Origin of the sequence: Priestia sp. FSL P4-0332, assembly GCF_038005845.1 — a bacterium.
Lineage (GTDB): Bacteria > Bacillota > Bacilli > Bacillales > Bacillaceae_H > Priestia.
This window is the reverse complement of record NZ_JBBOUA010000001.1, coordinates 3,404,311-3,429,741: the sequence shown is the minus strand read 5'-3', so window position 1 is coordinate 3,429,741 and position 25,431 is coordinate 3,404,311. Positions and strand designations below refer to the sequence as shown.

Annotated in this window: 27 protein-coding genes and 1 pseudogene; 21 read left to right on the top strand and 7 right to left on the bottom strand. The window is 39.2% G+C overall.

From position 1 onward, the window contains the following. Nucleotides 1-33 precede the first annotated feature (33 nt). Together MKY06_RS17785 and MKY06_RS17780 are read left to right on the top strand one after the other, a co-directional pair. Nucleotides 34-234, top strand: coding sequence for a hypothetical protein (locus tag MKY06_RS17785; protein ID WP_055992671.1), 201 nt, complete (start codon nt 34-36; stop codon nt 232-234). A 104-nt stretch (nt 235-338) separates the two neighbouring features. Then, the gene (locus MKY06_RS17780; RefSeq protein ID WP_289916546.1) at nt 339-524 is read left to right on the top strand and encodes a hypothetical protein; all 186 of its coding nucleotides are present in this window, start codon (nt 339-341) and stop codon (nt 522-524) included. Between the two features lie 200 nt (nt 525-724). On the opposite strand, the pseudogene MKY06_RS17775 reads toward MKY06_RS17780, so the two are convergent. The 3 genes and pseudogenes from MKY06_RS17775 to MKY06_RS17765 all read right to left on the bottom strand — a co-directional run. Next, nucleotides 725-1,165 (bottom strand): annotated as a pseudogene (locus tag MKY06_RS17775) (hypothetical protein); the annotation flags it as partial. A gap of 93 nt (nt 1,166-1,258) precedes the next feature. After that, nucleotides 1,259-1,483, bottom strand: coding sequence for a hypothetical protein (locus MKY06_RS17770; protein WP_289916542.1), 225 nt, complete (start codon nt 1,481-1,483; stop codon nt 1,259-1,261). 194 nt (nt 1,484-1,677) lie between these two features. Beyond that, nucleotides 1,678-1,890: a cold-shock protein gene (locus MKY06_RS17765; protein WP_013058184.1), complete on the bottom strand. Its 213-nt coding sequence runs from the start codon at nt 1,888-1,890 to the stop codon at nt 1,678-1,680. Between the two features lie 232 nt (nt 1,891-2,122). Here MKY06_RS17765 and MKY06_RS17760 point away from each other — a divergent pair, with 232 nt between their 5' ends. The 4 genes from MKY06_RS17760 (at nt 2,123) to MKY06_RS17745 (ending at nt 5,592) form a co-directional block, all read left to right on the top strand. Next, nucleotides 2,123-2,992: an STAS domain-containing protein gene (locus MKY06_RS17760; RefSeq protein ID WP_013058183.1), complete on the top strand. Its 870-nt coding sequence runs from the start codon at nt 2,123-2,125 to the stop codon at nt 2,990-2,992. Nucleotides 2,993-3,372: 380 nt separating this feature from the next. Further along, on the top strand, nt 3,373-4,527 hold the full coding sequence (locus tag MKY06_RS17755; protein WP_013058182.1) for a ParM/StbA family protein: 1,155 nt from the start codon (nt 3,373-3,375) through the stop codon (nt 4,525-4,527). A 16-nt stretch (nt 4,528-4,543) separates the two neighbouring features. Beyond that, nucleotides 4,544-5,251, top strand: a complete 708-nt coding sequence (locus MKY06_RS17750) for a hypothetical protein (protein ID WP_289916531.1) — start codon at nt 4,544-4,546, stop codon at nt 5,249-5,251. 185 nt (nt 5,252-5,436) lie between these two features. After that, nucleotides 5,437-5,592: a hypothetical protein gene (locus tag MKY06_RS17745; RefSeq protein ID WP_181160224.1), complete on the top strand. Its 156-nt coding sequence runs from the start codon at nt 5,437-5,439 to the stop codon at nt 5,590-5,592. 1 nt (nt 5,593) lies between these two features. Here the strand turns inward: MKY06_RS17745 and MKY06_RS17740 are convergent, their stop codons facing one another. Both MKY06_RS17740 and MKY06_RS17735 read right to left on the bottom strand, forming a co-directional pair. Continuing rightward, complete coding sequence (locus MKY06_RS17740; protein ID WP_289916519.1) at nt 5,594-5,905, bottom strand: hypothetical protein; 312 nt, start codon at nt 5,903-5,905, stop codon at nt 5,594-5,596. Nucleotides 5,906-6,129: 224 nt separating this feature from the next. Next, nucleotides 6,130-6,657, bottom strand: coding sequence for a cupin domain-containing protein (locus MKY06_RS17735; protein WP_016764982.1), 528 nt, complete (start codon nt 6,655-6,657; stop codon nt 6,130-6,132). 275 nt (nt 6,658-6,932) lie between these two features. On the opposite strand from MKY06_RS17735, the gene MKY06_RS17730 reads away from it, so the two are divergent. The 3 genes from MKY06_RS17730 (at nt 6,933) to MKY06_RS17720 (ending at nt 8,178) form a co-directional block, all read left to right on the top strand. Next, entirely contained in the window at nt 6,933-7,121 is a 189-nt protein-coding gene (locus MKY06_RS17730; RefSeq protein WP_013058178.1) for a hypothetical protein, read from the top strand. Between the two features lie 242 nt (nt 7,122-7,363). Further along, a complete protein-coding gene (locus MKY06_RS17725; protein ID WP_231101766.1) occupies nt 7,364-7,540 on the top strand; it encodes an aspartyl-phosphate phosphatase Spo0E family protein in 177 nt (58 codons plus the stop codon). Nucleotides 7,541-7,788: 248 nt separating this feature from the next. Further along, nucleotides 7,789-8,178, top strand: coding sequence for a MerR family transcriptional regulator (locus tag MKY06_RS17720; protein WP_013058176.1), 390 nt, complete (start codon nt 7,789-7,791; stop codon nt 8,176-8,178). A gap of 80 nt (nt 8,179-8,258) precedes the next feature. On the opposite strand, the gene MKY06_RS17715 is transcribed toward MKY06_RS17720, so the two are convergent. Next, on the bottom strand, nt 8,259-9,320 hold the full coding sequence (locus MKY06_RS17715; RefSeq protein WP_013058175.1) for an NAD(P)-dependent alcohol dehydrogenase: 1,062 nt from the start codon (nt 9,318-9,320) through the stop codon (nt 8,259-8,261). A 198-nt stretch (nt 9,321-9,518) separates the two neighbouring features. Beyond that, nucleotides 9,519-9,779: an HPr family phosphocarrier protein gene (locus MKY06_RS17710; protein WP_098449098.1), complete on the bottom strand. Its 261-nt coding sequence runs from the start codon at nt 9,777-9,779 to the stop codon at nt 9,519-9,521. 939 nt (nt 9,780-10,718) lie between these two features. On the opposite strand from MKY06_RS17710, the gene iolE reads away from it, so the two are divergent. The 12 genes from iolE to MKY06_RS17650 all read left to right on the top strand — a co-directional run bounded on the left by iolE (nt 10,719) and on the right by MKY06_RS17650 (nt 25,301). Then, the gene (iolE, locus tag MKY06_RS17705) at nt 10,719-11,612 is read left to right on the top strand and encodes a myo-inosose-2 dehydratase (RefSeq protein WP_013058173.1); all 894 of its coding nucleotides are present in this window, start codon (nt 10,719-10,721) and stop codon (nt 11,610-11,612) included. A gap of 20 nt (nt 11,613-11,632) precedes the next feature. Further along, nucleotides 11,633-13,051, top strand: coding sequence for a sugar porter family MFS transporter (locus MKY06_RS17700; RefSeq protein ID WP_013058172.1), 1,419 nt, complete (start codon nt 11,633-11,635; stop codon nt 13,049-13,051). A gap of 22 nt (nt 13,052-13,073) precedes the next feature. Beyond that, nucleotides 13,074-13,931 carry a 2-keto-myo-inositol isomerase gene (gene iolI / locus MKY06_RS17695; RefSeq protein WP_053487550.1) on the top strand — a complete coding sequence of 286 codons (858 nt, stop codon included), beginning with the start codon at nt 13,074-13,076 and terminating at the stop codon, nt 13,929-13,931. Nucleotides 13,932-13,977: 46 nt separating this feature from the next. Next, nucleotides 13,978-14,817 carry a class II fructose-1,6-bisphosphate aldolase gene (fba, locus tag MKY06_RS17690; protein ID WP_179884103.1) on the top strand — a complete coding sequence of 280 codons (840 nt, stop codon included), beginning with the start codon at nt 13,978-13,980 and terminating at the stop codon, nt 14,815-14,817. Nucleotides 14,818-15,233: 416 nt separating this feature from the next. Further along, nucleotides 15,234-15,989, top strand: a complete 756-nt coding sequence (locus MKY06_RS17685) for a DeoR/GlpR family DNA-binding transcription regulator (RefSeq protein ID WP_013058168.1) — start codon at nt 15,234-15,236, stop codon at nt 15,987-15,989. Between the two features lie 594 nt (nt 15,990-16,583). Continuing rightward, a complete protein-coding gene (iolD, locus tag MKY06_RS17680) occupies nt 16,584-18,506 on the top strand; it encodes a 3D-(3,5/4)-trihydroxycyclohexane-1,2-dione acylhydrolase (decyclizing) (protein ID WP_098757714.1) in 1,923 nt (640 codons plus the stop codon). Nucleotides 18,507-18,591: 85 nt separating this feature from the next. Further along, nucleotides 18,592-19,410 (top strand): 5-deoxy-glucuronate isomerase, encoded by an 819-nt coding sequence (iolB, locus tag MKY06_RS17675; protein WP_013058166.1) that lies wholly within the window; start codon nt 18,592-18,594, stop codon nt 19,408-19,410. A 15-nt stretch (nt 19,411-19,425) separates the two neighbouring features. Then, nucleotides 19,426-20,433: a 5-dehydro-2-deoxygluconokinase gene (gene iolC / locus MKY06_RS17670; protein WP_289916481.1), complete on the top strand. Its 1,008-nt coding sequence runs from the start codon at nt 19,426-19,428 to the stop codon at nt 20,431-20,433. 24 nt (nt 20,434-20,457) lie between these two features. Beyond that, entirely contained in the window at nt 20,458-21,915 is a 1,458-nt protein-coding gene (locus tag MKY06_RS17665) for a CoA-acylating methylmalonate-semialdehyde dehydrogenase (RefSeq protein WP_013058164.1), read from the top strand. Nucleotides 21,916-22,027: 112 nt separating this feature from the next. Continuing rightward, entirely contained in the window at nt 22,028-23,215 is a 1,188-nt protein-coding gene (locus MKY06_RS17660) for an MFS transporter (RefSeq protein WP_098399634.1), read from the top strand. A gap of 77 nt (nt 23,216-23,292) precedes the next feature. Next, a complete protein-coding gene (locus MKY06_RS17655; protein WP_098399633.1) occupies nt 23,293-24,330 on the top strand; it encodes a Gfo/Idh/MocA family protein in 1,038 nt (345 codons plus the stop codon). An 89-nt stretch (nt 24,331-24,419) separates the two neighbouring features. Further along, nucleotides 24,420-25,301 carry a sugar phosphate isomerase/epimerase family protein gene (locus tag MKY06_RS17650; protein ID WP_013058161.1) on the top strand — a complete coding sequence of 294 codons (882 nt, stop codon included), beginning with the start codon at nt 24,420-24,422 and terminating at the stop codon, nt 25,299-25,301. Nucleotides 25,302-25,431: the final 130 nt, after the last annotated feature.

The window sequence follows — 25,431 nt, the reverse complement described above, 5'->3', positions numbered from 1 at the left end:
ATCTGTGAAAAAACGAAGGAGATGCATCCTACCATGTTGAAAGATCATATGTTTGAATTTTATTTTGATCAAATGAATGAGCTGGTTTTTTTAGCGGAAGTAAAGAACCAACATCTTTATTATAAAAAAATGAATAAGGCGGCTGCTAAGCTTGTACGGTGCCAAGGAGAAGCGGGTATGCGGCTAGAAAGCGTACTCCCTGAGCGGGTGTATCACTCCCTTTACCCTTACTAGCGGAAAATGTTTTTAATCGAATCGCCGACGCATCTGCCTACGTTCACGAGCAAATTCAGCAAACGGCTGCTTCCGCACAGCAAATAGCAGCCGGATCTACGCAGGTGCTCCATGCCGTCAGCGATATGACCGTTTTTGCCAGCCAATCGGCTGCAAGCAGCAGCAATATTTCTTCTGCTTCCGTGCGTCAGCTGCAATCGCTGCAGATCATTGACCAGACGGCGGAATTTTTAAGTGGGTTAGTTGAAGAGCTCGGCAGCGTAACGGAAAAGTTAGCGAAGCAAGCGTGAGTGAGGCAGCAGACTGCATAGAAGTACATGATTTTATACACTGGATTAATGCTATAAATCTACTAAAAAATTATGTGCATACAAACGCTTAAAAAGTTTCTACAGACCTTTAGACCACTAATGTTTATATAAATCCCCTCCTTTAGAAAAATGAAGCGATCTAAAAAGAGGGGATTGATGCTTTTGTCTAAAAGCTAGTGTTAGTTATTTGTTGGAGAAGGAAATCTCGCTGCTTCAAAATGTGAGCCATCTTCGGATGTGACGATTGTACCAGCTATGCTGCTTTGAACAAAAACTTCAACGCGATCTCCAGCTTCTAAATTGTAAATAGTGGACACGGATACCGCATTAACAAACGGTGTGTTACCGCCAAAGAAATCGTTATCGATAGCGATAGCTGAGGTCCCATTTACCCGTATTTCTATACGAGTTCTATAATCTAGCATCTGGTCGTTAGGAGAGAATCCAATTGTAGCAATGATGGAATATACGCCATCTTTTTTGGGGCGGAAGGTAGAAGTAATCGGGTTATATTCATTTGCTAAATCAAATTGTTCAGTTGGGAAAACTGCTTTTACAAACGTATTTGCAGAAACATTTTGAGGCTTCGTTAAATTGAGCGCTCTAAATGCTGACTCCCGCATGCTTCCTTTTTTGTCTTTATCTTCTTTATATCTAGAAGCCCAATCATGTGATTCTTCATAGAAATCTTCATCGCGTCCATAAGTCCAAACTTATGATTCTTCAGAGCTACCTTCTTCACGTCCATAAGCCCAGCCGCGTGCTTCCTCAGGGGCATCTTCTTGAAACTGCTCTTTCTTATTGTTAAGGGAAGTTTTCTTCTTGTAAGGATAAGGTTTTTCTACATAATAGTTATCATCTTTATCATTGTAATGGAAATAATACTTTTTTATAATAATCACCCTTTCTTTGCAGCATTCTATACGGTATTCACTCATATAGGAAATGTTTGGATACTTGTCCGACAACTTTAGAACTGTTTTTTAAAATGAATACTATTAACCAATTTTAGTAAATTGATGTGCATGATCGAAAAACACCTCTTTCGAATAAAAGTCGAAGAGGTGTTTTAGGATTCGAATAGTATTTGATTCGACAGTCTACCCATAACCTGTATGTAAATGTCACTCTATCAGTCAACTGGGTGTACTTTTATAGCGCTGGGTCCTTTAGCTCCTTCTTGAATTTCAAACTCTACTTTTTGACCTTCTGACAGGTTTTTATATTCCTCATGGTCGATCGCATTGGAGTGAACGAACACTTCTTTTGATCCGTCTTCGGGTGTGATAAATCCAGATCCTTTTGATTCGTTGAATGATTTAACGGTCCCTTTATGTTTGCTCATTGAAAAATCCTCCTTATAAGTATAGAAATAAATTCATAGTAGTTTTTTACCCAAACGCTGAAATTTCAATCATTTTATGGCAGGTATACCGATTAGAAGAGTAGGGATAAAAGTAAATAGGGAGGGCTTAACAATTTTTTCATTTCGGTTATATTTTTATATTGTATGTGATATAACTATTGTTATAAAATGTAATCGTTAATTCTGCTACCTAAAGGAGATAAAGAAAAAAATGAGGGATGAGTTGTTATATATAGGGAAGAAAATTATCGATAATAAACAGGAATTAGCGATACAATTTTCTGATCTGATGGACTCTGAATATAAGCGGAAGCTTGTTTACCACGAAGAAAGCGAAGTTTTAAAATGGAGAGCAGAACTCATTGAGTATTTAGGCGAGTCGTTATTCGAAGAGCGCTCGGTCGTTTTAAAGAAAATCGTTCAGTGGGGTACAGATATAGGAAAAGTGGCTGTGGAAAACGGACTTTCTTTGAGTCAAACGTTAAAATCACTCGCGCTGTTTCGAACAGTGATATGGGGCGTTTTTACAGAAGAACTGCAGCAGAAGCAGTTTGCTCCTATTACGATGCTTGATGTAAGTAAAAAAATTGATCCGATGCTTGATCAGCTTAATCATATATTTGTCGAAATCTATGAAGAACATAATACGGAAACCATAAAACGCGCTTATGCAGCGCTAGAAGAATTATCAGTTCCCATCGTTCCTCTTTCTGAAGGAATCGCTGTGATGCCAATCGTTGGACAAATTGATACGCATCGTTCGCAGCTTATTATGGAAACGGCTTTAGAAAAAAGCGCTCAGCTGCAGCTGAGTTATTTAATATTTGATATTTCAGGTGTTCTTATCGTCGATACGATGGTAGCGGACAATATTTTTCAAATTGTAAAAGCCTTACAGCTTATCGGAACTAAAACGATGATTACCGGAATACGTCCGGAAATCGCGCAAACCGTTGTGGATTTAGGCGTCGATTTTGGAACAATTAAAACAAGAGCGACGTTAGAAAAAGGTCTTGAAGAAATAGGCTTTAGTAAACTGCCAGAAAACCCGCAAAGAAAAAAAGACAAATGGCGTTATTAATAAATTAAAAAACCCAGAGGCTGGGACAAAAATATTTTAGTTGAAGTTAAATCTGAACTATTAATCTGATTGATGGTTCGGGTTTTTTTGTTGTTATGGTGAACGTAGGTTTCATGTATGTGGCTGCTTCTAGCTGGTGATTGAAGGGCTTATATTGCAAAAAAATTAAGAGGAACTCACAGCGTGACATGTTACATTCTTTGTAAAAATGGGTACTGGTAAAAAGAAGCATTTCAAGTGCTTTTCAATTACATTAGCCGTCTAAAATTAATTAATTTTCAATTTCGAATAACATAAATTATTTAAATACTTAGACAAACAAATGAGGAAAATATATACTTATTAGTGTTGTCACGAAAAGATAAAGGGGAGAAACAAGGATGGATATCAAACGTCAAAACGTTGATTTTGGTAACTCAATTTTTCAAACGCTAGTGGATGGTTATTACTATGAAATTCCTACAAACGTAGTAGAAATCACAAAAGATCAGGCAGAGGGTCATTTTCCTTCAAGTGTAAATGAACCGGAATTACTTCTTCAAAATTTACTGATTTCTACAACAATTGAAGGAGTAGAAAAGTATTATTTAGTAGGAGACGCAGCAGAGAAACACGTGCTAGGCAATATCCATATTAATAAGTTACATAATAAAACTGAATCTGATATTCCTTATGTGACGTTTTTAGCTTCAGTTGCTTATTACAACATACTTAAAGGAAAAGACAAAGAGGATAATCATGTGACGATTAATTATTTCTCGACTATGCTTCCGATTTGGCTGCTTAAGAAAACAAATAAATTCAGTGAAATGCAGCAGAAGATGGCCGAACGTTTTCAAGGAGAGCACACGGTTACGGTATTGACTCCTGGATTAGAAAAAACGGTCACTGTGAACATTGAAACGAGCAAATGCCGTATTGAAAGCGAAGTTGCTCGCTGGGCGATCAAAAAAGATTTTGAATTACAAGATAGAGAAGAAGCAAATGCATTCAAACATTTTGAAACACTAATTGTAGATTTGGGCGGAGGCACGGTTGACCTTGCGCTGCTTCCTGCAGGGCTTCAAGCTCCTAAAAGCAGAAATTCGCTGAAGTGTCTTACGGATATTTCATATTTGAAGCATATTGAAAAGCTAAGAAATGAAAAACTGCTTGAGTATTTTGACGATGTTCGTTCATTAGAAGAATTTATTATTGCCAATATCCATAAAGCAAAAATGGAGCAAAGAGACGGCAATAGCGGGAAAAAAGTAGATCTCACGGAGCCTATTCACGCTTCGCTTAGAGAATACACGCAAATTTTATTAACGAAAGTTGAAAATCTATTTCCATCGCCAAAAGATAAAGTCTATAAATATATTTATATTGGAGGACTGGCTCCTATCCTTCAACAGTTTATTGCAGAGCAGATTGATAACATGTACGGGGAAGAAATCAGAGAAGAAAATCATCTTTTCTTGCCGGAGACGCGCAAATTAAATTTATACGGTCTTGAAATTTTAAGCAGACATGAAACAAACGCAGTTCACGTTTAAAAAGGGGGGAGCATATATGAGTCATCAAAACACTCGCCTTAAGGAAGCACTAGATGATTGGTACGGTCAGCTAAGCTCCCAAATGGCTGCACCATTTTATTTACTATCAAATGCGTTTCTGACAGCTGGCAATCTATCAGCAGATATGATGGGAGCAAGGGAAAAGACCGTAAGTAATGGAGATGAACGTGGAAATTTCACAATCGAAACTGCTGACATTCCGTTAGAAGTGTCTTCATTTCTGAAAGAAAAACAGCAGGCAAACGAGCTGCAGGACTATGTAGTAAGACTCATACAGCAAGACTTGCAAAAAATGAGCAAAGAAAATGAAGTGGAGACGTTAGTTCATTCACTTCGAAAAGAGCTGTTGGGCGAAATTGACTTACTAAAAAAAGAAATGAATTCACGTCTTGCTGCAAATCGTGAGAAGTATGAGGCCTCGCAGGCAAAGGAACTTCAGGATTATGTAGCGAAGCTTGTGGAACAAAACGGGCAGAAAGACAGCCGGGAAGAAGATTTTCAATCGTTAGTTCATTCATTAAGAGCCGAGCTGTTAGGCGAAATTCATTTGCTTAAAAAAGAGCTGGGCTCTGCGTCAGCTCCTTCTTATAAGCAGCTGAAACCCGTTAAAAATGAGGAAGAAGAAACATTTAAAGAAGGTCAATTAATTAAAAGTGAAAAAGTGACCGGAACCATTCAAGAAGATATCGATGTAGATTTCTAAACAGAAAGTAGAGGCGTAATATGCCTCTACTTTTATTATTTTTCTATTAAACATGAGGACGGAACAAAAGTGTTTTAGGTGAAGAAAGGTCCGAACGAGTTTGATTCTTGATTGTGAATCCAACTTGTTTGGCTTTTTATTGGTATGCTAAATGTAGGTTTCATGTGTTTAAATGCTTCTAGCTGTTGATTGGAGGGCAAGGCGAAGACTCCTGCGGGAAAAGCGGAACAGGTGAGACCCCGCAGGAGCGAAAGCGACGAGGAGGCTCATCGGCCGCCCGCGGAAAGCGAAGCCTTGCACGGAAATTAACAGCGGTCCAATGTAAAAGCTTTAGCGTATAAATCATAAAGCTCTTTTGTTTCTTTTTAGCATTTTTCGGACGTATAAGCAAAGATCGAATGTAACAATGGTGAAGATACTGCATTTTATCATAAACCAAAATAACGATTCGTTTATGCCAAATCCGCCAATGGAAGCTTTTAGTTCATTTAGCTGCCTGAGAATTAAATTTATGTCGTTTTCATAGGCCACAGTAAAAGATTTAATCACAAGCATGGTCATAATGACTGCTTCTACAGATATATATAGAACTTTTCTTGCTAGTTTAAGAGAAGGATTTACGTTTGATTTGGGAATTTTATAAAATATTTTCATCGCCTGTTTGCCTTTCAGTTATTTTGAGCTGTTTAAAAAGAGTAGTTTATTCTATAATTCTTTCCTTGGCTATAAAATCCTGTATGTATAGCAAGTTTAAAAAAAGCCCGCTAGAAAAGGTCATACACCGATTTTCTAGCGAGCTTCTTTAGTCAACATCCGTCTATTCACTTAGTATTGATCCTGAAAAAGCTTTCCAATCCTGCATAACGCTCTGCTTATCTTTAATGTTCTTCAGCCAGGGCGTTTGCTTTTGTCACATGAACTGTGCCAAACGGATGGTTTGGAGGAGCGTATATGGAGTAAAGCTTTAGCGGAGTGGTACCCGTATTGGTGACATCATGCCACGTTCCGGCAGGGATAAATATCGCATCATCATCGTAGACTTTTCGTTTAAAGGTTAGATTGTTTTTACTTTTGCCCATTTGAACAACGCCTTGCCCTTGTTCAATGCGCAGGAATTGATCAACGTTAGGGTGGATTTCTAAGCCGATATCTTCACCGGGTTTAAGACTCATTAACGTCACTTGTAAATGTGTTCCCGTCCATAAAGCAGTGCGGTACGTATTATTTTGCTTTGACGCTTCATTAATGTTAATAACAAATGGCCTTGGTCCGTAGTCCTTTAATTTACCGTTTCTTTGCTGAAACTGTTCGCTGGTGTGATAGTGATTCGGCACATAATAACTATATGGCTGCCAGCCGTAGTACACTGGGGTCTGCCACTGATGATAATAAGGTGTATAGTGCATACTCATTCTCCTTTTCTCGTTTAATTTTTCTTTTCATCCTATGCTTTTGTCAAAACGGTTGATACCATTTGCCTTTTTGTCCGCGGTCTTTATCCACTTCTTTTTTGCTGAAATCATGTGATTAATGATTTATCTGAGCCTTTCGACTGTTTTGCGGTAGTTAAAAAATACTTTCATCACTTTAATACGATAATTCATTAAAAAAAATATCGTATGAAAACGTTTTATTTGATATAATTTTAGGAGATGAAAATTATTTTAAAGGGTGACGTTCATTGAAAGAAAAAAAACTTCAAGAATTAACTGAACATCTTAATAATTTATTCAACAATTTAATTCATGGATCTATCACAGAAGGTGAATTTAATGAGCTGTCCGAAGAGCTTTACAGAAAGCAAACGAGGCTGCGCTATGAGATAGAGTGTGAGAAAGGTTCGTATTATAGAGAATATTTTAGAGGCTAAGGCTTTGTATTAGACTGCTTTATAAGAAATAAGAAAAGGCCTCCTAAATGGAGGCCTTTTCTTAACTTCTAACAGAAAGTGGAGTGATACTTTCTATTTCAATAAGTATATTAGTATATTGACTTTATAAAAAATAAAACTGTTGAAGCTATAAAACTCGCTATTCACCCCCAAAAACCTGTATGATAGGTTTAAGATTACCGCATATGAGATATATGTATAGTAAAAAGGGGTGATGAGCTGTGAAGTGGTATAAAGGAGTTGTCATGCAAGTCTTAATGACAGAAATCGAAACAGAAAGAGAGCATATGGTTATGTTAGGACTTACAGAAGGTTTTACAAGCCGTAATACAGTTCGAATCAGTCAAACCCTTGATTATTTATTAAATGAACTAAGGAAAGTGATGGCCGCAGATTAATCGTATTTTATATAAAAATGAAAAGAGCTGCTGACTTCACGGCAGCTCTTTATAAGTTGCCTTAACGTTTACTTTAATGTTTATGATACTATTTATACAGTTATCTTATAGCAAAGAAAATAGCGGAATCTATTATATATATCGTATAGTAGAAATCTAAAAGATGAGTTGAAAGCACCCGTGAAAAGGGAAGCTTAGATACATAAAGCAAACGCCGTACTAAGAATGGCGATGGAGGGTATAGTGAAATGGAATATCATATTAAAGAGGCCGCTGCAAAGGTAGGGCTGCCTACGCATACGCTTCGATACTACGAACAGCAGGGGCTTTTACCTTTTATAAAAAGAGATGAAAACGGAAATCGTATTTTTAGCGAGTCCGATATCGAGTGGCTAGAATTTATTATTTGCTTACGAAAAACGGATATTGCTCTTTTAGAATTACGTAAAATTGTTGAATTAACACAAGAAGGCGATGATACAATCGGTTTGCGCAAGCAGATATTTGAAAAGCATAGAGAGAAAATGATGGAAAAACAAAGAGAGCTGGACGCAGCTTTTAGAAAAGTTGAAACGAAAATTGATTATTATGATAAATTAGAGCAAAAGTATCAGGAAGAGCTTTCATTTAAAGCCTAATTTACCGTTTGTTTTTCTTATTTTATAAAGAATAAAAAGCGGGCAGCTAATTCAATTAGCTGCCCGCTTTTCTTCTAAACTTACAGTGTAGAGATATCAATAACAAATCGATAGCGAACATCGCTGCGAAGAACGCGTTCGTACGCTTCATCTACTTGATTCGCATCGATAACTTCAATCATAGGGGCAACGCCGTGTTCAGCCGCAAAATCAAGCATTTCTTGTGTTTCACGAATGCCGCCTACAAGTGAACCAGCAATGCTGCGACGTCCCATGATAAGTGAGAATACGCTGTATTGATCTGGGTTAGCCGGTGCGCCAACATTAACAAGCGTTCCATCTACGCGAAGTAAAGATAAGTATTGATCCACGTTCAGGTTAGCCGATACCGTGTTTAAGATAAGGTCAAAGCGACCTGCTAATTCTGTGAATGTCGTCTCATCACTTGTCGCAAAATAATGGTCTGCGCCAAAGCTTAGAGCTTCTTCTTTTTTATTGTTAGAACGGCTCAGTACGGTTACTTCAGCACCCATTGCATGTGCAAATTGAATCGCTACATGTCCAAGACCGCCCATTCCCACGATCGCAACTTTCTTGCCAGGACCGGCATTCCAGTGCTTTAACGGAGAAAATGTTGTAATCCCTGCACATAGAAGCGGACTTGCTGCATCCATACTTAAATTATCAGGAATACGAACAACGAATCCTTCTTTTACGACGATTTTTTGGCTGTAGCCCCCGTATGTACGGTTTCCGTCATAATCCAATGAATTATACGTTTGAACAACGCCTTTTGTACAGTATTGCTCATCACCGTTCACACAGTACTCGCACTCTCCGCAAGAGTCAACGAAACATCCAACGCCAACGCGATCGCCAACCTTGTATTTTGTTACGTTTTCTCCAACCGCTTCAACTACTCCTGCGATTTCATGACCAGGAACCATCGGGAACATTCCGCCGCCCCACTCATCAAATGCACTATGAATATCAGAGTGACAGATACCGCTAAACTTAATATCAATTAAAACGTCGTCTGCTCGCAGTTCTCTGCGTTCAATTGTCGTGTTCTCGAATTTTGCCTTTGCATGCGGCGCACTTAGAACACGTGATGTTGTTGTATGTTGATGATTATTACACATAAGTAAAAACACAATCCTTTCGTATTAAACATAACCAGTTGCTAGCACAATGGCATTCACTGACTACGCTTGATGTATTTAAAAGCTACAACACTAGCTTAAACGTTAAAGTCGACTTTAAAGCAAGAGTTTTTTTAAAAAATTTTGCTTTCTATGATTTTATGAAAAAAGGAGAGTAAGGAATAGTGTAGCAGCTTTTTATCTATGTTTAGTTAAAAGAAATTCTTCAAGGGTGCGAACGGCGGCGTGTTCATCGATTCCACCTGTCAGTAAGGTAATTTCATCTCCTTCTTTAACAGCTAGCTCCATAACCTTCATTATGCATTTGGCATTCGCAGATTTTCCGTCTTTCGCAAGAAGAATGTTACTTTTAAAAAAGAAAGCTTTATGTACAAATAAAGCTGTATGTCTAGCCTGAAGTCCGCCGGGGAGTTGCACCATAATCCTTTTAATCAGCATAGTATTTCTCCTTTTTTGTTTTTTAAAGCTATAAAACTAGCTTAAACGTTAAAGTCTACTTTAAGGCAAGAGGTAATTTGGATAAAAAGAGGAAAGGGAAGAAAAGGTAAGCCTAATGTTAATGCACATAGTGATCCTGCTGTTAGTATGAGGGAATGCGAGCGAAGCGCACTGCCGCTTTTAAAGGAAAGTTCTCATAAATCCTTTTGTTGGATAAGCAAAAAACGTAAGAAGAGACCCTAAAAAAGAAAGAAAAATGATGAAATACTAAGCAAATGAGAAGATTTGCTTCTTTTAACAGGTATGTGTACGTTTTCATGTGGAATGTTTCCGTTTCCACTGACTTTGTCAAACAGCAGACAATTGTTGATAATAGAGCTATATAAGAGGCAAAGGGGACAATGAAATGAAAAAATCTATTTCAAAAATAGAACAGTTCATAACTGAATTTAAAACGTCAATGACAAGCTATGGAGAAGCTATTATAAAAGTAAAAGGAAACTGATTATAAAAAGGATGCAGGTCATTTTTTTATAAATCTATTCCATAAATTCATACTAAATAATCATACTATTAAAATAAGAAATATAACTTTGCTCATAAAAGCTTTATCTATTGTTGAAATAACAGTAGATAAAGCTTTTTTTTGTGGTTATATAAGTGGATACGATATCTTTTATAAGTAGCATTTTTAGAAGGAATAAGCTTTTAGGCAGATGCAGTGTATAAAAAATTCTGAAATTTTATCATTGACTGAAAGCGTTTTTAATATTAATATTAATTCAAACTTAACCAATATTTAACCAACACATAACAAAAGAGTTTTTTTATCTACAAATGAAATCGATTTCATTTATAGAGTTATAGGATTGTTAAGTTTTATCACTATCTATTGCTAGTGAGGCAGCATTACACAATAAGGGGAAAAGAGGAATCAAAATGGGAAACGAAAATATTCTGTGGGGAATTGCTCCAATCGGCTGGAGAAATGATGATATTCCTGAAATTGGTGCAGAAAACACATTGCAGCATCTGTTAAGCGATATCGTCGTAGCGGGCTTTCAAGGAACAGAAGTGGGAGGTTTTTTTCCTGAACCAAGCATATTAAACAAAGAGCTTGAGCTTCGAAATTTAAGAATTGCGGGTCAATGGTTTAGCAGTTTTATCATTCGTGATGGGATAGAGGAGACGTTAAGTTTATTTCACAAACATTGTCAGTATCTACAGGAAGTGCATGCTGACGTGGCGGTCGTATCTGAGCAAACTTACAGTGTTCAAGGGATTGAAAGAAATGTTTTTGCTGAAAAACCTTATTTCAGTGATCAAGAATGGGAAGCTTTATGTGCAGGATTAAATGAGCTGGGAAAAATCGCAGCAGAATACGGTTTACGTCTTGTCTATCATCACCATATGGGAACAGGTGTACAGACATTAGCTGAAATTGATCGGTTAATGGAAGGAACGGACGCAAATCATGTTCATCTTTTATATGATACGGGACATATTTATGTTTCTGACGGAGACTATATGGAGCTATTACATAAACATATAGATCGTATTAAACACGTTCATTTTAAAGATGCAAGAAGAAACGTACTGGAGCAGTGCAAGCGAGAAGGAAAGTCATTTTTGCAGTCGTTTCTAGCCGGTATGTTTACCGTGCCGGGTGATGGATGTGTAGATTTTACAAACGTGTATAAAGCGTTAGTTGACTATAATTACAAAGGATGGATTGTGGTTGAGGCGGAACAGGACCCTTCCATTGCGCATCCATTGGAATATGCTTTAATGGCCCGAAAGTACATTAACGAAAAGTTAGTTATTCATTCTTAAAATAAGACGGGGGAATTAGCATGGGTAAACAGGGAAATCAACATTCATTTTTACGTACGATCATTTTAGTTTCTACGTTTGGTGGACTGCTTTTTGGATATGACACGGGAGTTATTAACGGGGCACTGCCTTATATGTCTGAATCTGATCAATTGAATCTCAACTCTTTTACTCAAGGTCTTGTAACGAGCGCTCTGTTATTTGGTGCTGCATTTGGTGCAGTGATAGGCGGCAGGCTAGCAGATTATAACGGGCGGCGTAAAACGATTCTGTATCTCGCCATTCTATTTTTTGTTTCCACAATTGGATGTACAATTTCGCCAAACGCAGCCGTTATGATTCTTTGCCGTTTCCTATTAGGACTTGCTGTAGGGGGCGCATCTGTTACCGTACCGACATATTTAGCTGAAATGTCACCAGCTGAAAGCAGAGGGAAAATGGTAACTCAAAATGAACTTATGATTGTTACTGGTCAACTTCTTGCCTTTACGTTTAACGCGATTATCGGAAATATGCTAGGAGAAAACCCTCACGTTTGGCGATATATGCTGCCAATCGCTGCCATTCCAGCTGTCTTTTTATTCTTTGGCATGCTTAGAGTACCAGAAAGTCCGCGCTGGCTTGTGTCAAAAGGGAAAAATAACGAAGCGCTAACGGTTCTTCAAAAGATACGAGAAAGTAAACGAGCCAAATCAGAGCTGCAGGAGATTGAGAGCGCTTACGAGAAAGAAGCAAAAATGGAAAAAGCAACGTTTAAAGACTTAACAACTCCGTGGGTTCGAAGAGTCGTTTTCCTTGGTATTGGAATTGCTGTCGTACAGCAAATTACCGGCGTAAATTCCATCATGTATTACGGCACTGAAATTTTAAAAGACGCAGGTTTTCAAACAGAAGCTGCTCTTATTGGAAATATCGGAAATGGAGTCATATCTGTTTTAGCCACGTTTGTAGGGATTTGGCTGCTAGGTAAAGTTGGACGCAGACCAATGCTTATAACGGGATTGGTGGGAACGACTACTGCCCTGCTGCTGATTGGTATATTTTCTCTTGTATTTGAAGGATCTGCGGCACTTCCATATATCGTATTAGCACTAACGATTACGTTCCTCGCGTTTCAGCAGGGAGCTATATCCCCGGTAACGTGGCTAATGCTTTCGGAAATTTTCCCTTTACGATTAAGAGGCTTAGGGATGGGTGTTACCGTATTTTGTCTGTGGGGAATTAACTTTCTTGTAGGGTTAACGTTTCCTGTTTTACTGGCCAGCATTGGCTTATCCACTACGTTTTTTGTTTTTGTTGTACTCGGAATCGGAGCGATTTTATTTGTTAAAAAGTTTTTACCAGAAACGAAAGGGCTTACACTTGAAGAACTGGAGCAAAGGTTCCGCAGCTATGATAATGAAGACGCTGACGTCATGAATGACAATAAAATTATTTAAGTAAAGAATGGAGAGAATGATTATGAAACTATGTTTTAACGAAGCAACAACATTAGAAAATTCAAATCTTGTAAAGGACCTTGAGTATTGCAACAAGCACGGATATGATTATATCGAAATTCGTACAATGGATAAGCTGCCTGAGTATTTAGAAAGCCACTCAATGGATGATTTAGCACAGTTTTTTAATGAAAATCATATTAAACCGCTAGCGCTGAATGCTTTAGTCTTCTTTAATAACCGCAGTGAAAAAGAGTACAAGGAAGTGATAGAAGAGTTTAAAAGTATGCTAGAAACCGCTCAAAAGATAGGTGCTCCCTATATTGTAGCCGTTCCTTTAGTAACGGAACAAAAAATAGTAAAAGCAGAGATTAAGAATAGCTGCGTACAAGTGCTGAATGAATTATCGGAATTGGCTGAACCTTACGGAGTTAAAATCGCCGTTGAGTTTGTAGGACACCCTCAGTGCACGGTTAATACATTTGATCAAGCTTATGATATTGTTCAAGCTGTAAACCGCGATAACGTAGGCTTAGTACTTGACTGCTTCCACTTCCATGCAATGGGATCAAAACTAGAAGACTTAAAACAAGCGGATATTTCTAAAATATTTATCGTTCATATTGATGACACGGAAGATTTTCCTATTGGCTTCTTAACAGATGAAGACCGAGTATGGCCAGGTCTAGGAGCAATTGATTTAGCTGCTATTTTCTCAACATTAAAGGAAAAAGGCTATGATGACGCGGTATCTGTAGAGCTATTTCGACCTGAATATTATCAATTAAACGCGGAAGAAGCAATTAAGACGGCTAAAGAGACAACCATTAAGGCTATCTCGGAATACTACAGCTTTCAAACAACAAAATCATATTCATGATAAGGAGTGTCAGTCGGTGACGTTAGTATCTTCAAAACTAGTATCAATGAAAGATATGCTTCATGCCGCTAAAAAAGGAAACTATGCGGTTGGTCAGTATAATATTAACAGCCTGCAGTGGGCACAGGCCATTTTACAAGCTGCCGAAGAGGAAAAAGCGCCTGTCATTGCAGCCGTTTCAGACAGGCTTGTGGACTATTTAGGCGGATTTAAAACGATTGTAGGCATGATTGAAGGCTTGTTAGACGAAATGAACATTACAGTTCCTGTCGCGCTTCACTTAGATCACGGTATGAGTGTAGAAAGATGTAAAAAAGCTATCGACGCTGGGTTTAGCTCGGTCATGTTTGACGGTTCTCACTATCCAATTAATGAAAATATTTCCATGACTAAGCAAGTAGTAGACTATGCTACTGCTCAGTATGTCTCCGTTGAAGCCGAAGTCGGAACAGTCGGAGGCATGGAAGACGGGCTTGTTGGCAACATCGTGCACGCTGACCCTGCCGAATGTCTGCGTCTTGTAAAAGAAACGGGAGTCGATGCTTTGGCGGCTGCTTTAGGTTCAGTTCACGGACAGTACCAAGGCGAACCGCAGCTAGGCTTTGATGAAATGAAAGAAATAGCTGACTTAACAGATGTACCGCTGGTTTTACACGGCGGTTCGGGTATACCAAACTATCAAATTCAAAAAGCAATAGCTCTTGGACATGCGAAAATCAATGTGAACACAGAGTGCCTTCAGGCCTGGACGCGCGCTGTCCGTCAAACATTGGAAAGCGACAGTGCAGTGTATGATCCGCGAACCATTCTTACACCGGGAAAAGAAGCGGTTATGGCGACTGTAAAAGAGAAAATGAGAGAGTTTCATACAAGTCATAAGGCTTAATAAAAAAGAGGCTGGGACAAAAGCATTATAGTTGAAGCAAGATCCGAACGATGAATGGAGATTCTTGATGGAGAATCAAACTCGTTCGGATTTTTTCATGGTGATGATGAGCGTAGGTTTCAGGTATGTAGTTGCTTCTAGCTGTTGATTGGAGGGGAAGGCGAAGGCTCCTGCGGGAAAAGCGGAAGAGGTGAGACCCCGCAGGAAGCGAAGCCTTGCACGAAAATCACCAGCGGTGCAACAAACGATTTATACTAGCTTATGTATCTAACTTGTTTGTCTTTAGCTGGAATTGATGTAGTTATGTCTCAAACTCTCTTTGTTTTAGCAGTTACTCTTCTAGAAAATGCCTTTTGTAAAGGTTATAATAGTAAGTAACAAAAAAGCGAAAAGAAAGATAAATGGGAGAGGTAGAAATGTTAAAAACGAAGCGAATTCAACAAATTCAAGAGTATGTTTTTGAACATGAATCTGTCTCATTAGATGATTTGGTTTCGGTGTTTGAAGTCTCTAAAAACACGATTCGACGCGACGTTCAAAAGTTAGTGGATGAAGGGCATATTAAAAAAGTATATGGCGGAGTAGCCGTTAACCATGTGAAGCTTGAATCATTTAATGAAAGACAAACAAGAAATCAGTTTCAAAAGCGTTTAATTGCCAAAACGGCAGCCCAGTACGTAGAAGACGGAGACGTCATCTTTATTGATTCAGGAACCACCACGTTAGAAATGATTGAATTTCTAAAAGACAAATCAATAACGATTGTTACCAATAGTTTAGATGTTATAGTAAAAGCCTTGCCTTTTGATGCGTTAAAAGTAATTTCTACGGGCGGCTATCTTGAGCGTGAAACTCAATCATTTTCAAGCTTTAACCATGCCAATCCTGTAAAGAACTACAACTTTGATAAAGTATTTATGGCTTCTACGGGTATTTCCATATCAAATGGCGTTACCAATTCATCGCCCGTTGAAAGTGAAATCAAAGAAACGGTCATAAAAAGAAGTACAAAAGTGTTTTTATTAGCAGATCATACAAAATTTGATAAGTATGCAATGATTACGTATTGTCAGCTGCATGAAGTGGATTATTTAATTACAGATAAAGTGGACGTCAGCTATCAGCACTATGCAAAAGAAAATGAGATTACACTTATCCTTGCGGAAGAATAAGTGTTTTTGAGTTATTATACATATGCTTAGATCTAGAGCCAGTAGGCATACATAGAAGTATGCCTTTTCTTTTTTCTTCATATCGTGCTCCTCTATAAAGCGGTTACAGTGAATGAAAAGATAAACTAACAAAATTTTTAAAAAAGTGTTTACAAAGTAAACTGAATATTATAAACTAGGTTCATAGATAAGAAAGCGCTTTTAAAATTAGATGAAATCGATTTCATTGAACGAAGCTAAATGTATAATAAGATTGGTTTTACAAGTAAGACAGAACATGAAAAATTGATGGGGAAGTTAAGGATGGAGTTTGAAAAATATTTTTTTAACACCAAATGAAATCGATTTCATTAGAAAGTGGAATTTATGATGAATTTTCGAGCTTTTCTCCATCTTCAAGTATTAAAAAGTACAGGGATTGAAAGTATTTGTCTCATCGCTAAATAGGAGCTAAAACAAAGGAAAGAGCTAGGAAGTAAGAGGATAGAACCTCATTTATCGCATAGAATGAAATCGATTTCATTTAAAAAAGAAAAAAGGGTAGAAAAATCAATCTGATGGTGATTAATTTCAGAAGATAAGGTAGGAAGGTATATGAAAACGATAAGGTTAACAACTAGTCAAGCTTTAGTAAAATTTCTAAATCAGCAATATGTAGAGTTTGATGGAAAAAAAGAGCGTTTCATCAAAGGAGTATTCACCATTTTTGGACATGGAAATGTGGTGGGGATCGGGCAAGCGCTGCAGGAAAACCCAGGGGAGCTTGAAGTGTATCAAGGCAGAAACGAGCAGGGAATGGCTCATGCTGCAGTAGCTTTTGCAAAACAAAAACATCGAAAGCAAATCATGGCCTGCTCTTCTTCCGTTGGTCCAGGCTCAGCGAATATGGTTACATCGGCTGCGACGGCTACTGCAAACAATATTCCGGTGCTGCTTTTGCCAAGCGATGTGTTTGCAACTCGCCAGCCGGATCCGGTTCTTCAACAAATTGAACAAACGCATGATTTATCTCTTTCTACAAATGATGCCTTCCGGTCCGTCAGCAAGTACTGGGATCGAGTCAGCCGTCCAGAACAGCTGATGTCGGCTATGATCAATGCGATGCGTGTATTAACAGATCCGGCAGATACAGGAGCCGTTACAATCGCGCTGCCGCAGGATGTACAAGGGGAAGCGTGGGATTTTCCAGAAAGTTTCTTCCGTGAGCGTACCCACTTGATTGAACGCCGCGAGCCTTCGCAAGAAAGTATTAGAAATGCGGTGGAGCTGATTAAATCAAAGAAAAAGCCTCTTCTTATTTTAGGAGGCGGCGTTCGTTATTCAGAGGCTGCGGATACATTTGCTGCATTTGCTGAAAAGTTTCATATTCCGTTTAGCGAAACGCAAGCTGGAAAAAGCGGTCTTGAAAGCAATCACCCTTTAAATCTAGGAGGAGTTGGCGTAACGGGTAACAGCGCTGCTAATAAAATAGCACAATCCGCGGATTTAATTATTGGTGTGGGGACACGTTTCACAGATTTTACGACTTCTTCAAAGCTGTTTTACGCTGAGACGGATGTGTTAACCATTAATATTTCTGAATTTCACGCGTCAAAACTGGAGGCTACCAAAATTGTCGCGGATGCCAAAGTGGGTCTTGAAGCTCTTTCGTCTGCGTTAGAAGGCTACAAATCAGGCTATGAAACTGAAATTGAAGAAGCTAAATCAGAGTGGAATGAAGAGCTGACTCGTCTAAAAAACATTGCATACACAGGCGAAGAATTTGTTCCGGAAATCAAAGGGCATTTTGATCAAAGCCTGTCGGAATATAAAGATAGCCTGAGCACAGAACTTGTCCAAACGACTGTGCTTGGTAAAGTAAACGAACTAATTGCACCTGATTCTATTATTACATGTGCAGCGGGAAGCCTCCCGGGTGACCTTCAGCGCATGTGGATCTCAAAGGAACGTAATACGTATCACCTTGAATACGGATATTCATGTATGGGCTATGAAATTGCTTCTGCCTTGGGCGCTAAGATGGCTGAGCCGGATAAAGAAGTGTATGCGATGGTAGGAGACGGAAGCTACTTAATGCTTCATAGTGAGCTGGTAACGAGCATTCAAGAAGGAATTAAAATAAATATTGTTCTTTTTGATAATTCAGGCTTTGGCTGCATCAACAACTTGCAAATGGATAATGGAATTGAAAGCTTCGGCACAGAATTCCGCGTTCGTAATCCACGGACGGGGCAGCTTGATGGAGATATTATGCGCATCAACTTTGCTCAATCTGGAGCTGCGTACGGAGCAAAAACATATGAAGTGTATACGATGGAAGAGCTTGAATGTGCCATTGAAGATTCAAAAAAGCAAAGTGTTAGTACACTGATTGACATTAAAGTTCTTCCAAAAACAATGACGGACGGCTACGATTCTTGGTGGCATGTAGGAGTAGCAGCCGTATCTGAAAGCTCAGACGTTCAAACGGCGTTTGAAGGCAAAGAAAGCCAGTTGCAAAAAGCAAGAAAATATTAAGCTCTTAAAAAACTAGAAGCTTTAGCAAAGAGTGTCCCTAGCATAAACACGTTAAAAAATAAAAAATAGAAAGGTGTGGAAAGTAATGGCTGATTTAATCGTACCAACAAAAACAGCTGACAGTGATGGAAACGTGCTAAGCATCACCCCACAATCTGCAGGATGGGAGTACATTGGCTTTGACGTTTACTCATTAAAAAAAGGTCAAAAGCTTAAAAAGAACACGGAAAATCAAGAGATTTGTATTGTGATTTTAACCGGTAAGTCCAACGTTTCTACAAAAGAAGAGAAATGGGAAAATATCGGACAGCGAATGGATATCTTTGAAAAAATCCCTCCGTACTCCGTATATGTATCGAATGATGATCACTATGAAGTAGAAGCTGTAACCGACTTGGAAATTGCGGTGTGCGCAGCACCTGGAAAAGGTACATACCCTGCTCGTTTAATTACGCCGCAGGATGTGGGCGTAGAGCATCGCGGAGCAGGAAATATCGCGAGACAAGTCCATAACATTCTTCCAGAACAAAAGCCGGCTGATAGTTTGCTAGTAGTCGAAGTGTTTACGCCGGAAGGAAACTGGTCAAGCTATCCTCCTCATAAGCATGATCAAGATAACTTGCCGCATGAATCGTATTTAGAGGAGACGTACTATCATAAAGTTAACCCTGGACATGGATTTGCGATTCAACGGGTATATACGGACGATCAATCTCTAGATGAAACGATGATCATTAAAGATGGAGATGCAGTCTTGGTTCCTAAAGGGTATCACCCGGTATCTGCTCCTCCGGGTTATGAAGTTTATTATTTAAACGTCATGGCTGGTCCTGTTCGAACATGGAAATTTAATAATAGCAAAGATCATGAATGGATTATGGAAGAAAAATTAGCATTAAAGTAAGGAGAAGACGTGACTATGAGTTATTTAACATTCGATTCGCAAAAGCGATTTGACCTTCTTGCAGTAGGAAGGCTTTGCATCGACTTAAATGCAAATGAATTTAATCGCCCGATGGAAGACACGATGACGTTTACAAAATACGTAGGAGGATCTCCTGCTAATATCGCCATTGGTCTTTCTAGACTTGGAATGAAGACAGGCTTTATTGGAAAAGTGTCAGATGACCAAATGGGCCGCTTCAGCACCAGATATTTAAATCAACATAACATCAACACAGAAGGCATTGTAGTTGATCAAACAGGAGCCGTAACGGGACTGGCCTTTACTGAAATTAAAAGTCCTGAAGAATGCAGCATCCTTATGTACCGTGATAACGTGGCAGATTTAAAGCTTGATCCGACGGAAGTTTCTGAAGAGTACATCAAGCAATCAAAATCGCTGCTCATCTCTGGAACGGCTCTTGCTAAAAGACCTTCAAGAGAAGCAGTGTTTCTTGCTCTTGAATACGCGAGAAAACATAGCGTGGTTGTATTCTTTGACGTTGACTACCGTCCGTACACGTGGGAGTCAGAAGCTGAAACGGCAGTCTATTATAATTTAGCAGCAGAGAAATCAGACGTGATTATCGGTACGCGAGAAGAATTCGATATGATGGAAAAGCTTTTAAATTATGAAGAATCAAATGATCAAGTTACAGCTGAACGATGGTTTTCTCATCATGCTAAGATTGTCGTCATCAAGCACGGGGGAGAAGGGTCGATTGCTTATACGAAAGACGGCCAGTCTCATCGAGGCGGCATCTTTAAAACAAAAGTGCTCAAAACATTTGGAGCTGGCGACTCCTACGCATCTGCTTTTATTTACGGGTTAATGCAAGGGTTTACAATTCCTGAAGCTATGAGATTTGGCGGTGCTTCTGCTTCCATCGTTATTTCAAAACACAGCTCTTCCGATGCAATGCCAACTGTAGAAGAAATTAAGCAGTTTATGGAAACAGCTGAAGAAGTACTGCAACAAGCGTAATCAAAAATTGAGAGGAGAATGAACATGACACAAACAACAGTAAAAACAGTAAAAAACTATATTGGCGGCGAATGGGTGGATTCATCTACAAGTCTTACAGAACCAGTTTATAACCCTGCAACGGGTGAAGTTATTGCAGAGGTGCCTCTTTCAACAAAAGCAGATGTAGATCAAGCGGTGCAAGCTGCGAATGAAGCCTTCAAAGGATGGTCAAAAACTGCGGTGCCAAAACGTGCGCGTATCTTATTTAAATATCAGCAGCTATTAGTAGATAACTGGGACGAATTAGCAAAACTTGTGACGCTTGAAAACGGAAAAAGCTTTAATGAAGCGCGCGGAGAAGTACAGCGCGGAATTGAATGCGTAGAATTTGCAGCAGGTGCTCCTACGTTAATGATGGGAAAACAGCTTCCTGACATTGCAACTGGCATTGAGTCTGGCATGTATCGTTATCCAATCGGCGTTATTGGCGGGATCACGCCGTTCAACTTCCCAATGATGGTTCCTTGCTGGATGTTCCCTCTTGCGATTGCTTGCGGTAATACATTTGTATTAAAGCCGTCTGAGCGCACGCCGCTTTTAGCAGCAAGATTAGTAGAATTATTTGAAGAAGCTGGATTGCCAAAAGGCGTATTAAACATTGTAAACGGCGCGCATGATGTGGTAAATGGCCTTCTTGAACATAAATTAGTGAAAGCTATTTCGTTTGTAGGTTCGCAGCCAGTAGCTGAATATGTGTATAAAAAAGGTACAGAAAACTTAAAGCGTGTTCAAGCATTAGCGGGTGCTAAAAACCACTCAATCGTATTAAACGATGCTGACTTAAACGTAGCAACAAAACAAATTATCGGAGCTGCTTTCGGATCAGCAGGTGAACGCTGCATGGCAGCATCTGTCGTAACGGTGCAAGAAGACGTGGCAGATGAATTAATTTCACGACTTGTTCAAGAGTCAAACAACATCGTAATTGGAAACGGATTAGAAAAAGATGTTTTCTTAGGACCGGTTATTCGTGAAAACCATAAAGAACGTACGCTTAGCTATATTGAATCTGGCGTAGAAGAAGGAGCTCGCTTAGTTCGTGACGGCCGCGAAGATCATGCAGTAAAAGAGAACGGCTATTTTGTTGGACCAACTATTTTTGATAACGTTACACAAGAAATGAAAATCTGGCAAGATGAAATCTTTGCACCGGTGCTTTCTATCGTGCGTGTAAAAACGTTGGAAGAAGCAATTGACGTTGCCAATAACTCTCGATTCGCAAACGGAGCTTGTATCTATACAGACAGCGGCGCAAGCGTACGCGAGTTCCGTGAAAATATTGAGTCGGGCATGCTAGGAGTGAATGTAGGGGTGCCGGCACCTATGGCGTTCTTCCCATTCTCAGGCTGGAAAGACTCTTTCTACGGCGATCTTCATGCCAACGGTACGGACGGCGTAGAGTTCTATACAAGAAAGAAAATGGTTACGGCACGCTACTAAGAATTTACTTATCGTACTATGGGATACTAGCGACATTTGCTGGTACCCTGTAGTACAATCTAATAAAAAATAAAAGTCGGTTTTTTCGCAGTAACAAAATGGAAGTGATTAGTTGAGTGCTATAAGTACCGTCAAAGATAAGTATCTTTTTGCAGCTGTTTCGTTTATCTTTTGGTTCTCGCAGTTTATTTACGTACCTATTTTGTCTCCTTATATGGAAGAGCTGGGAGGCAAGTATGCCTTTATTGGTTTAGTGTTAAGCAGCTATGGACTCATGCAGCTGTTATGTCGCCTTCCGCTCGGGATCTTTTCAGACTTTGTGAAAATGAGAAAACCGTTTGTTATCTTCGGCATGGTAGCCAGCATGTCCAGCTGCCTGCTATTTTCGTTGACCGATAGCTTAATAGGCGTGTTTATATCACGGTGTTTAGCTGGATTGGCAGCGGCAACGTGGGTTGCCTTTACGATTTTATATTCATGCTACTTTGAACGTGAAAAAACTACTCGTGCTATGAATATCATCTCATTTATAGTGGTTTTGGCTCAGCTTTTGGGTATGAGTTTAAGCGGTTACATCGTGAGTAAGTGGGGATGGCACGCTCCGTTTTGGATAGGGACGATCTTGAGTGTAATAGGCGCCGTTCTTTCTCTTTTCATTCACGAGCCTAAACAGAACATAAAGAGATCACCTATAAAGCTTAAGGAATTAATAGGCGTAATAAAAGAGCCTTCGCTATTAAAAATTTCGCTGCTGTCTATTTTAGCACACAGCATTATTTTCACGACTATGTTTGGTTTTACTCCTGCGTACGCATTAAGCGCAGGGTTTAGAGAGAGAGAGCTGAGTTTGATTGTCTTTTCCTTTATGATCCCTCATGCAGCTGCTCCTCTTATTATGGAAAAGCTATTTGTTTGGCGCTTTGGAAAATGGAGCATCTTGAAGGCCGCATTTTTTCTGGCCGCATTCTTTACCTGTATGATTCCTATGACGGAAAATAAACTTTTGCTTTGTATCATTCAAAGTGTGAACGGTTTTTCATTAGGATTAGTGTTTCCTCTTATGTTAGGAATGTCTATTGAAAGAATAGCTGTAGAAAAAAGAGCTACGGCGATGGGAGTCTACCAAGCGCTGTATGCGTTAGGAATATTCGGAGGTCCTTTTGCTGCAGGAATATTAAATTCTTGGATGGGACTTAAAGCAGGCTTCTTTTTTGCAGCAGCCTTAGGGTTAACTGCTACTGTTTTTGCAGCGGCATGGGATAAGAAAGAAGCGTCATATAAAGTTTTTAAGGCAAAATAAAAAGTATGGCAGCAAGCATCTATTTCTATTTTTAAGCACTATTATTTAAGTTCACATATTAAAGGAGGCCATTGATTATGGTATTAAAAATTGGCGTTATTGGAACAGGAGCAATTGGACAAGATCATATTAGAAGAATTACCAATACATTATCAGGCGGCAAAATTGTTGCGGTTACGGATGTAAATCAAGAACAAGCAAAAGCTGTTGTAAAAAATCAAAATTTGGATGCCGTTATTTATGATGACGGACATGAGCTGATTAAGTCAGAAGATGTAGATGCAGTTGTTGTTACGTCTTGGGGACCGACGCACGAGGAGTTTGTGCTGGCAACGATTCAAGCTGGAAAACCTGTATTTTGCGAAAAGCCGCTTGCTACAACAGCAGAGGGCTGCAAAAGAATCGTTGACGCTGAAATTACACACGGCAAGCCATTGGTGCAAGTCGGCTATATGCGCCGCTATGATACAGGGTATCGCGCTTTAAAGAAAGTGATTGAAAGCGGGCAAATTGGTGAAGCATTAATGGTTCACTGCGCACACAGAAATCCTACGGTACCTGATACATACACGGGCGATATGTCAATTGTTGATACATTCATCCACGAAATTGACGTGTTGCGCTGGTTATTAAATGACGATTATGTATCTGTTCAAATCGTGGCACCGCGAAAAACGAGCAAGGCACTTGAACATCTGCAAGATCCAATCATGGTGCTGCTTGAAACAAAGCAAGGCGTCCGAATTGATGCTGAGGTTTTTGTAAACTGCCAGTACGGCTATGATATTCAATGTCAAGTAGTAGGAGAAACAGGAATTGCCAACTTACCTGAACCTTCAAGCGTCGTGTTACGCAGTGAAGCAAAAAAATCTACTGAAATTTTAGTAGATTGGAAAGATCGATTCATTGACTCTTATGATACAGAGCTGCAAGACTGGATTAATTCAACGCTTAAAGGCGAAGTGAATGGACCAACTGCTTGGGATGGTTATGTTGCGGCCGTTACTTCAGATGCTTGCTTAGAAGCAAAAAAATCAGGAAACATTGTTCCTATTTCGTTAGGTGAACGTCCGGATTTTTATTATAAAACGTTAACCGCAGCCGGCAAACTGTAAGCGTAAAAACGTTTTGCTTACGAAACAGCTTAATTAAAACTTAGGGGATGGACACGTCTAGTGTGCATAAAAGAAAGGGGAGTTTTACATTGCGTTTAGCATATGATCCGTCACATTACCGTGATAATACAAGTTTAAAAGATACGATTGATACAGTTGCAAGATTAGGTTATGAATACGTAGAGTTATCTCCGCGTAAAGATTTTATTTGGTTTTATGAATACCCAAAAGTTGATAAACAGCGTATAAAAGACTTAAAAAGATACTGTGCCGATGCTGGTGTGAAAATTTCTTCTGTGCTTCCGGTGCAGCAGTGGTCTTCACCAAATGAGCAGGAACGCGAAGCGGCAGTAAGGAACTGGAAGCGTACAATTGAAATTACTTCTGAGCTGGAAGTAGATTTAATGAACAGTGAATTCAGCGGCGACAAGAGCCGGCCTGTTGAAAGCGAAGCGGCTTTTGTTAAATCGATGGAAGAGCTGATGCCGATTTTTGAAAAAGAAGGAATTAAGCTTAACCTCCAATCGCATCCAAATGATTTTATTGAGTTAAATACAGAAGCTATTGCAATGATTCGTGCGCTGGATAAAGACTGGATTAAATTAGTTTATTCTGTTCCTCATGCTTTCTTTTATGACGATGGCATTGGCGATGTAGCAAAGCATATTGATGAAGCAGGTGATTTGCTTGCACACGTTCTGATTGCTGATACGCTTAACCATAAAGCAGCGTTTGGACTGCGCTATATTGTAAATCCGCCTGATGCGAAGGTAACGATTCACCAGCATTTAAATCCTGGTGAAGGAGAAATTGATTTTGACGCACTGTATCGCAAATTGAGAGAAATTAATTTTGACGGCATCGTAACAAACTCTGTATTTGCCTACCCTGATCGACCAGAATGGTCAAACGAAGTAACGTTAAAGTCAATTAGAGAAGGATTAAATATTAAAGAAGGCCTAAACATTTAACGTGATTGACTGAAGTGATGCGAAGCATAAAAAGATATGTTTTGCATCACTTTTCATGGTTTATGCTTGAAAGAAGATCAGAACTTGTGGGCATAGCTAGTTTAAAATAGTCTTAATTGTTCTATTCGGC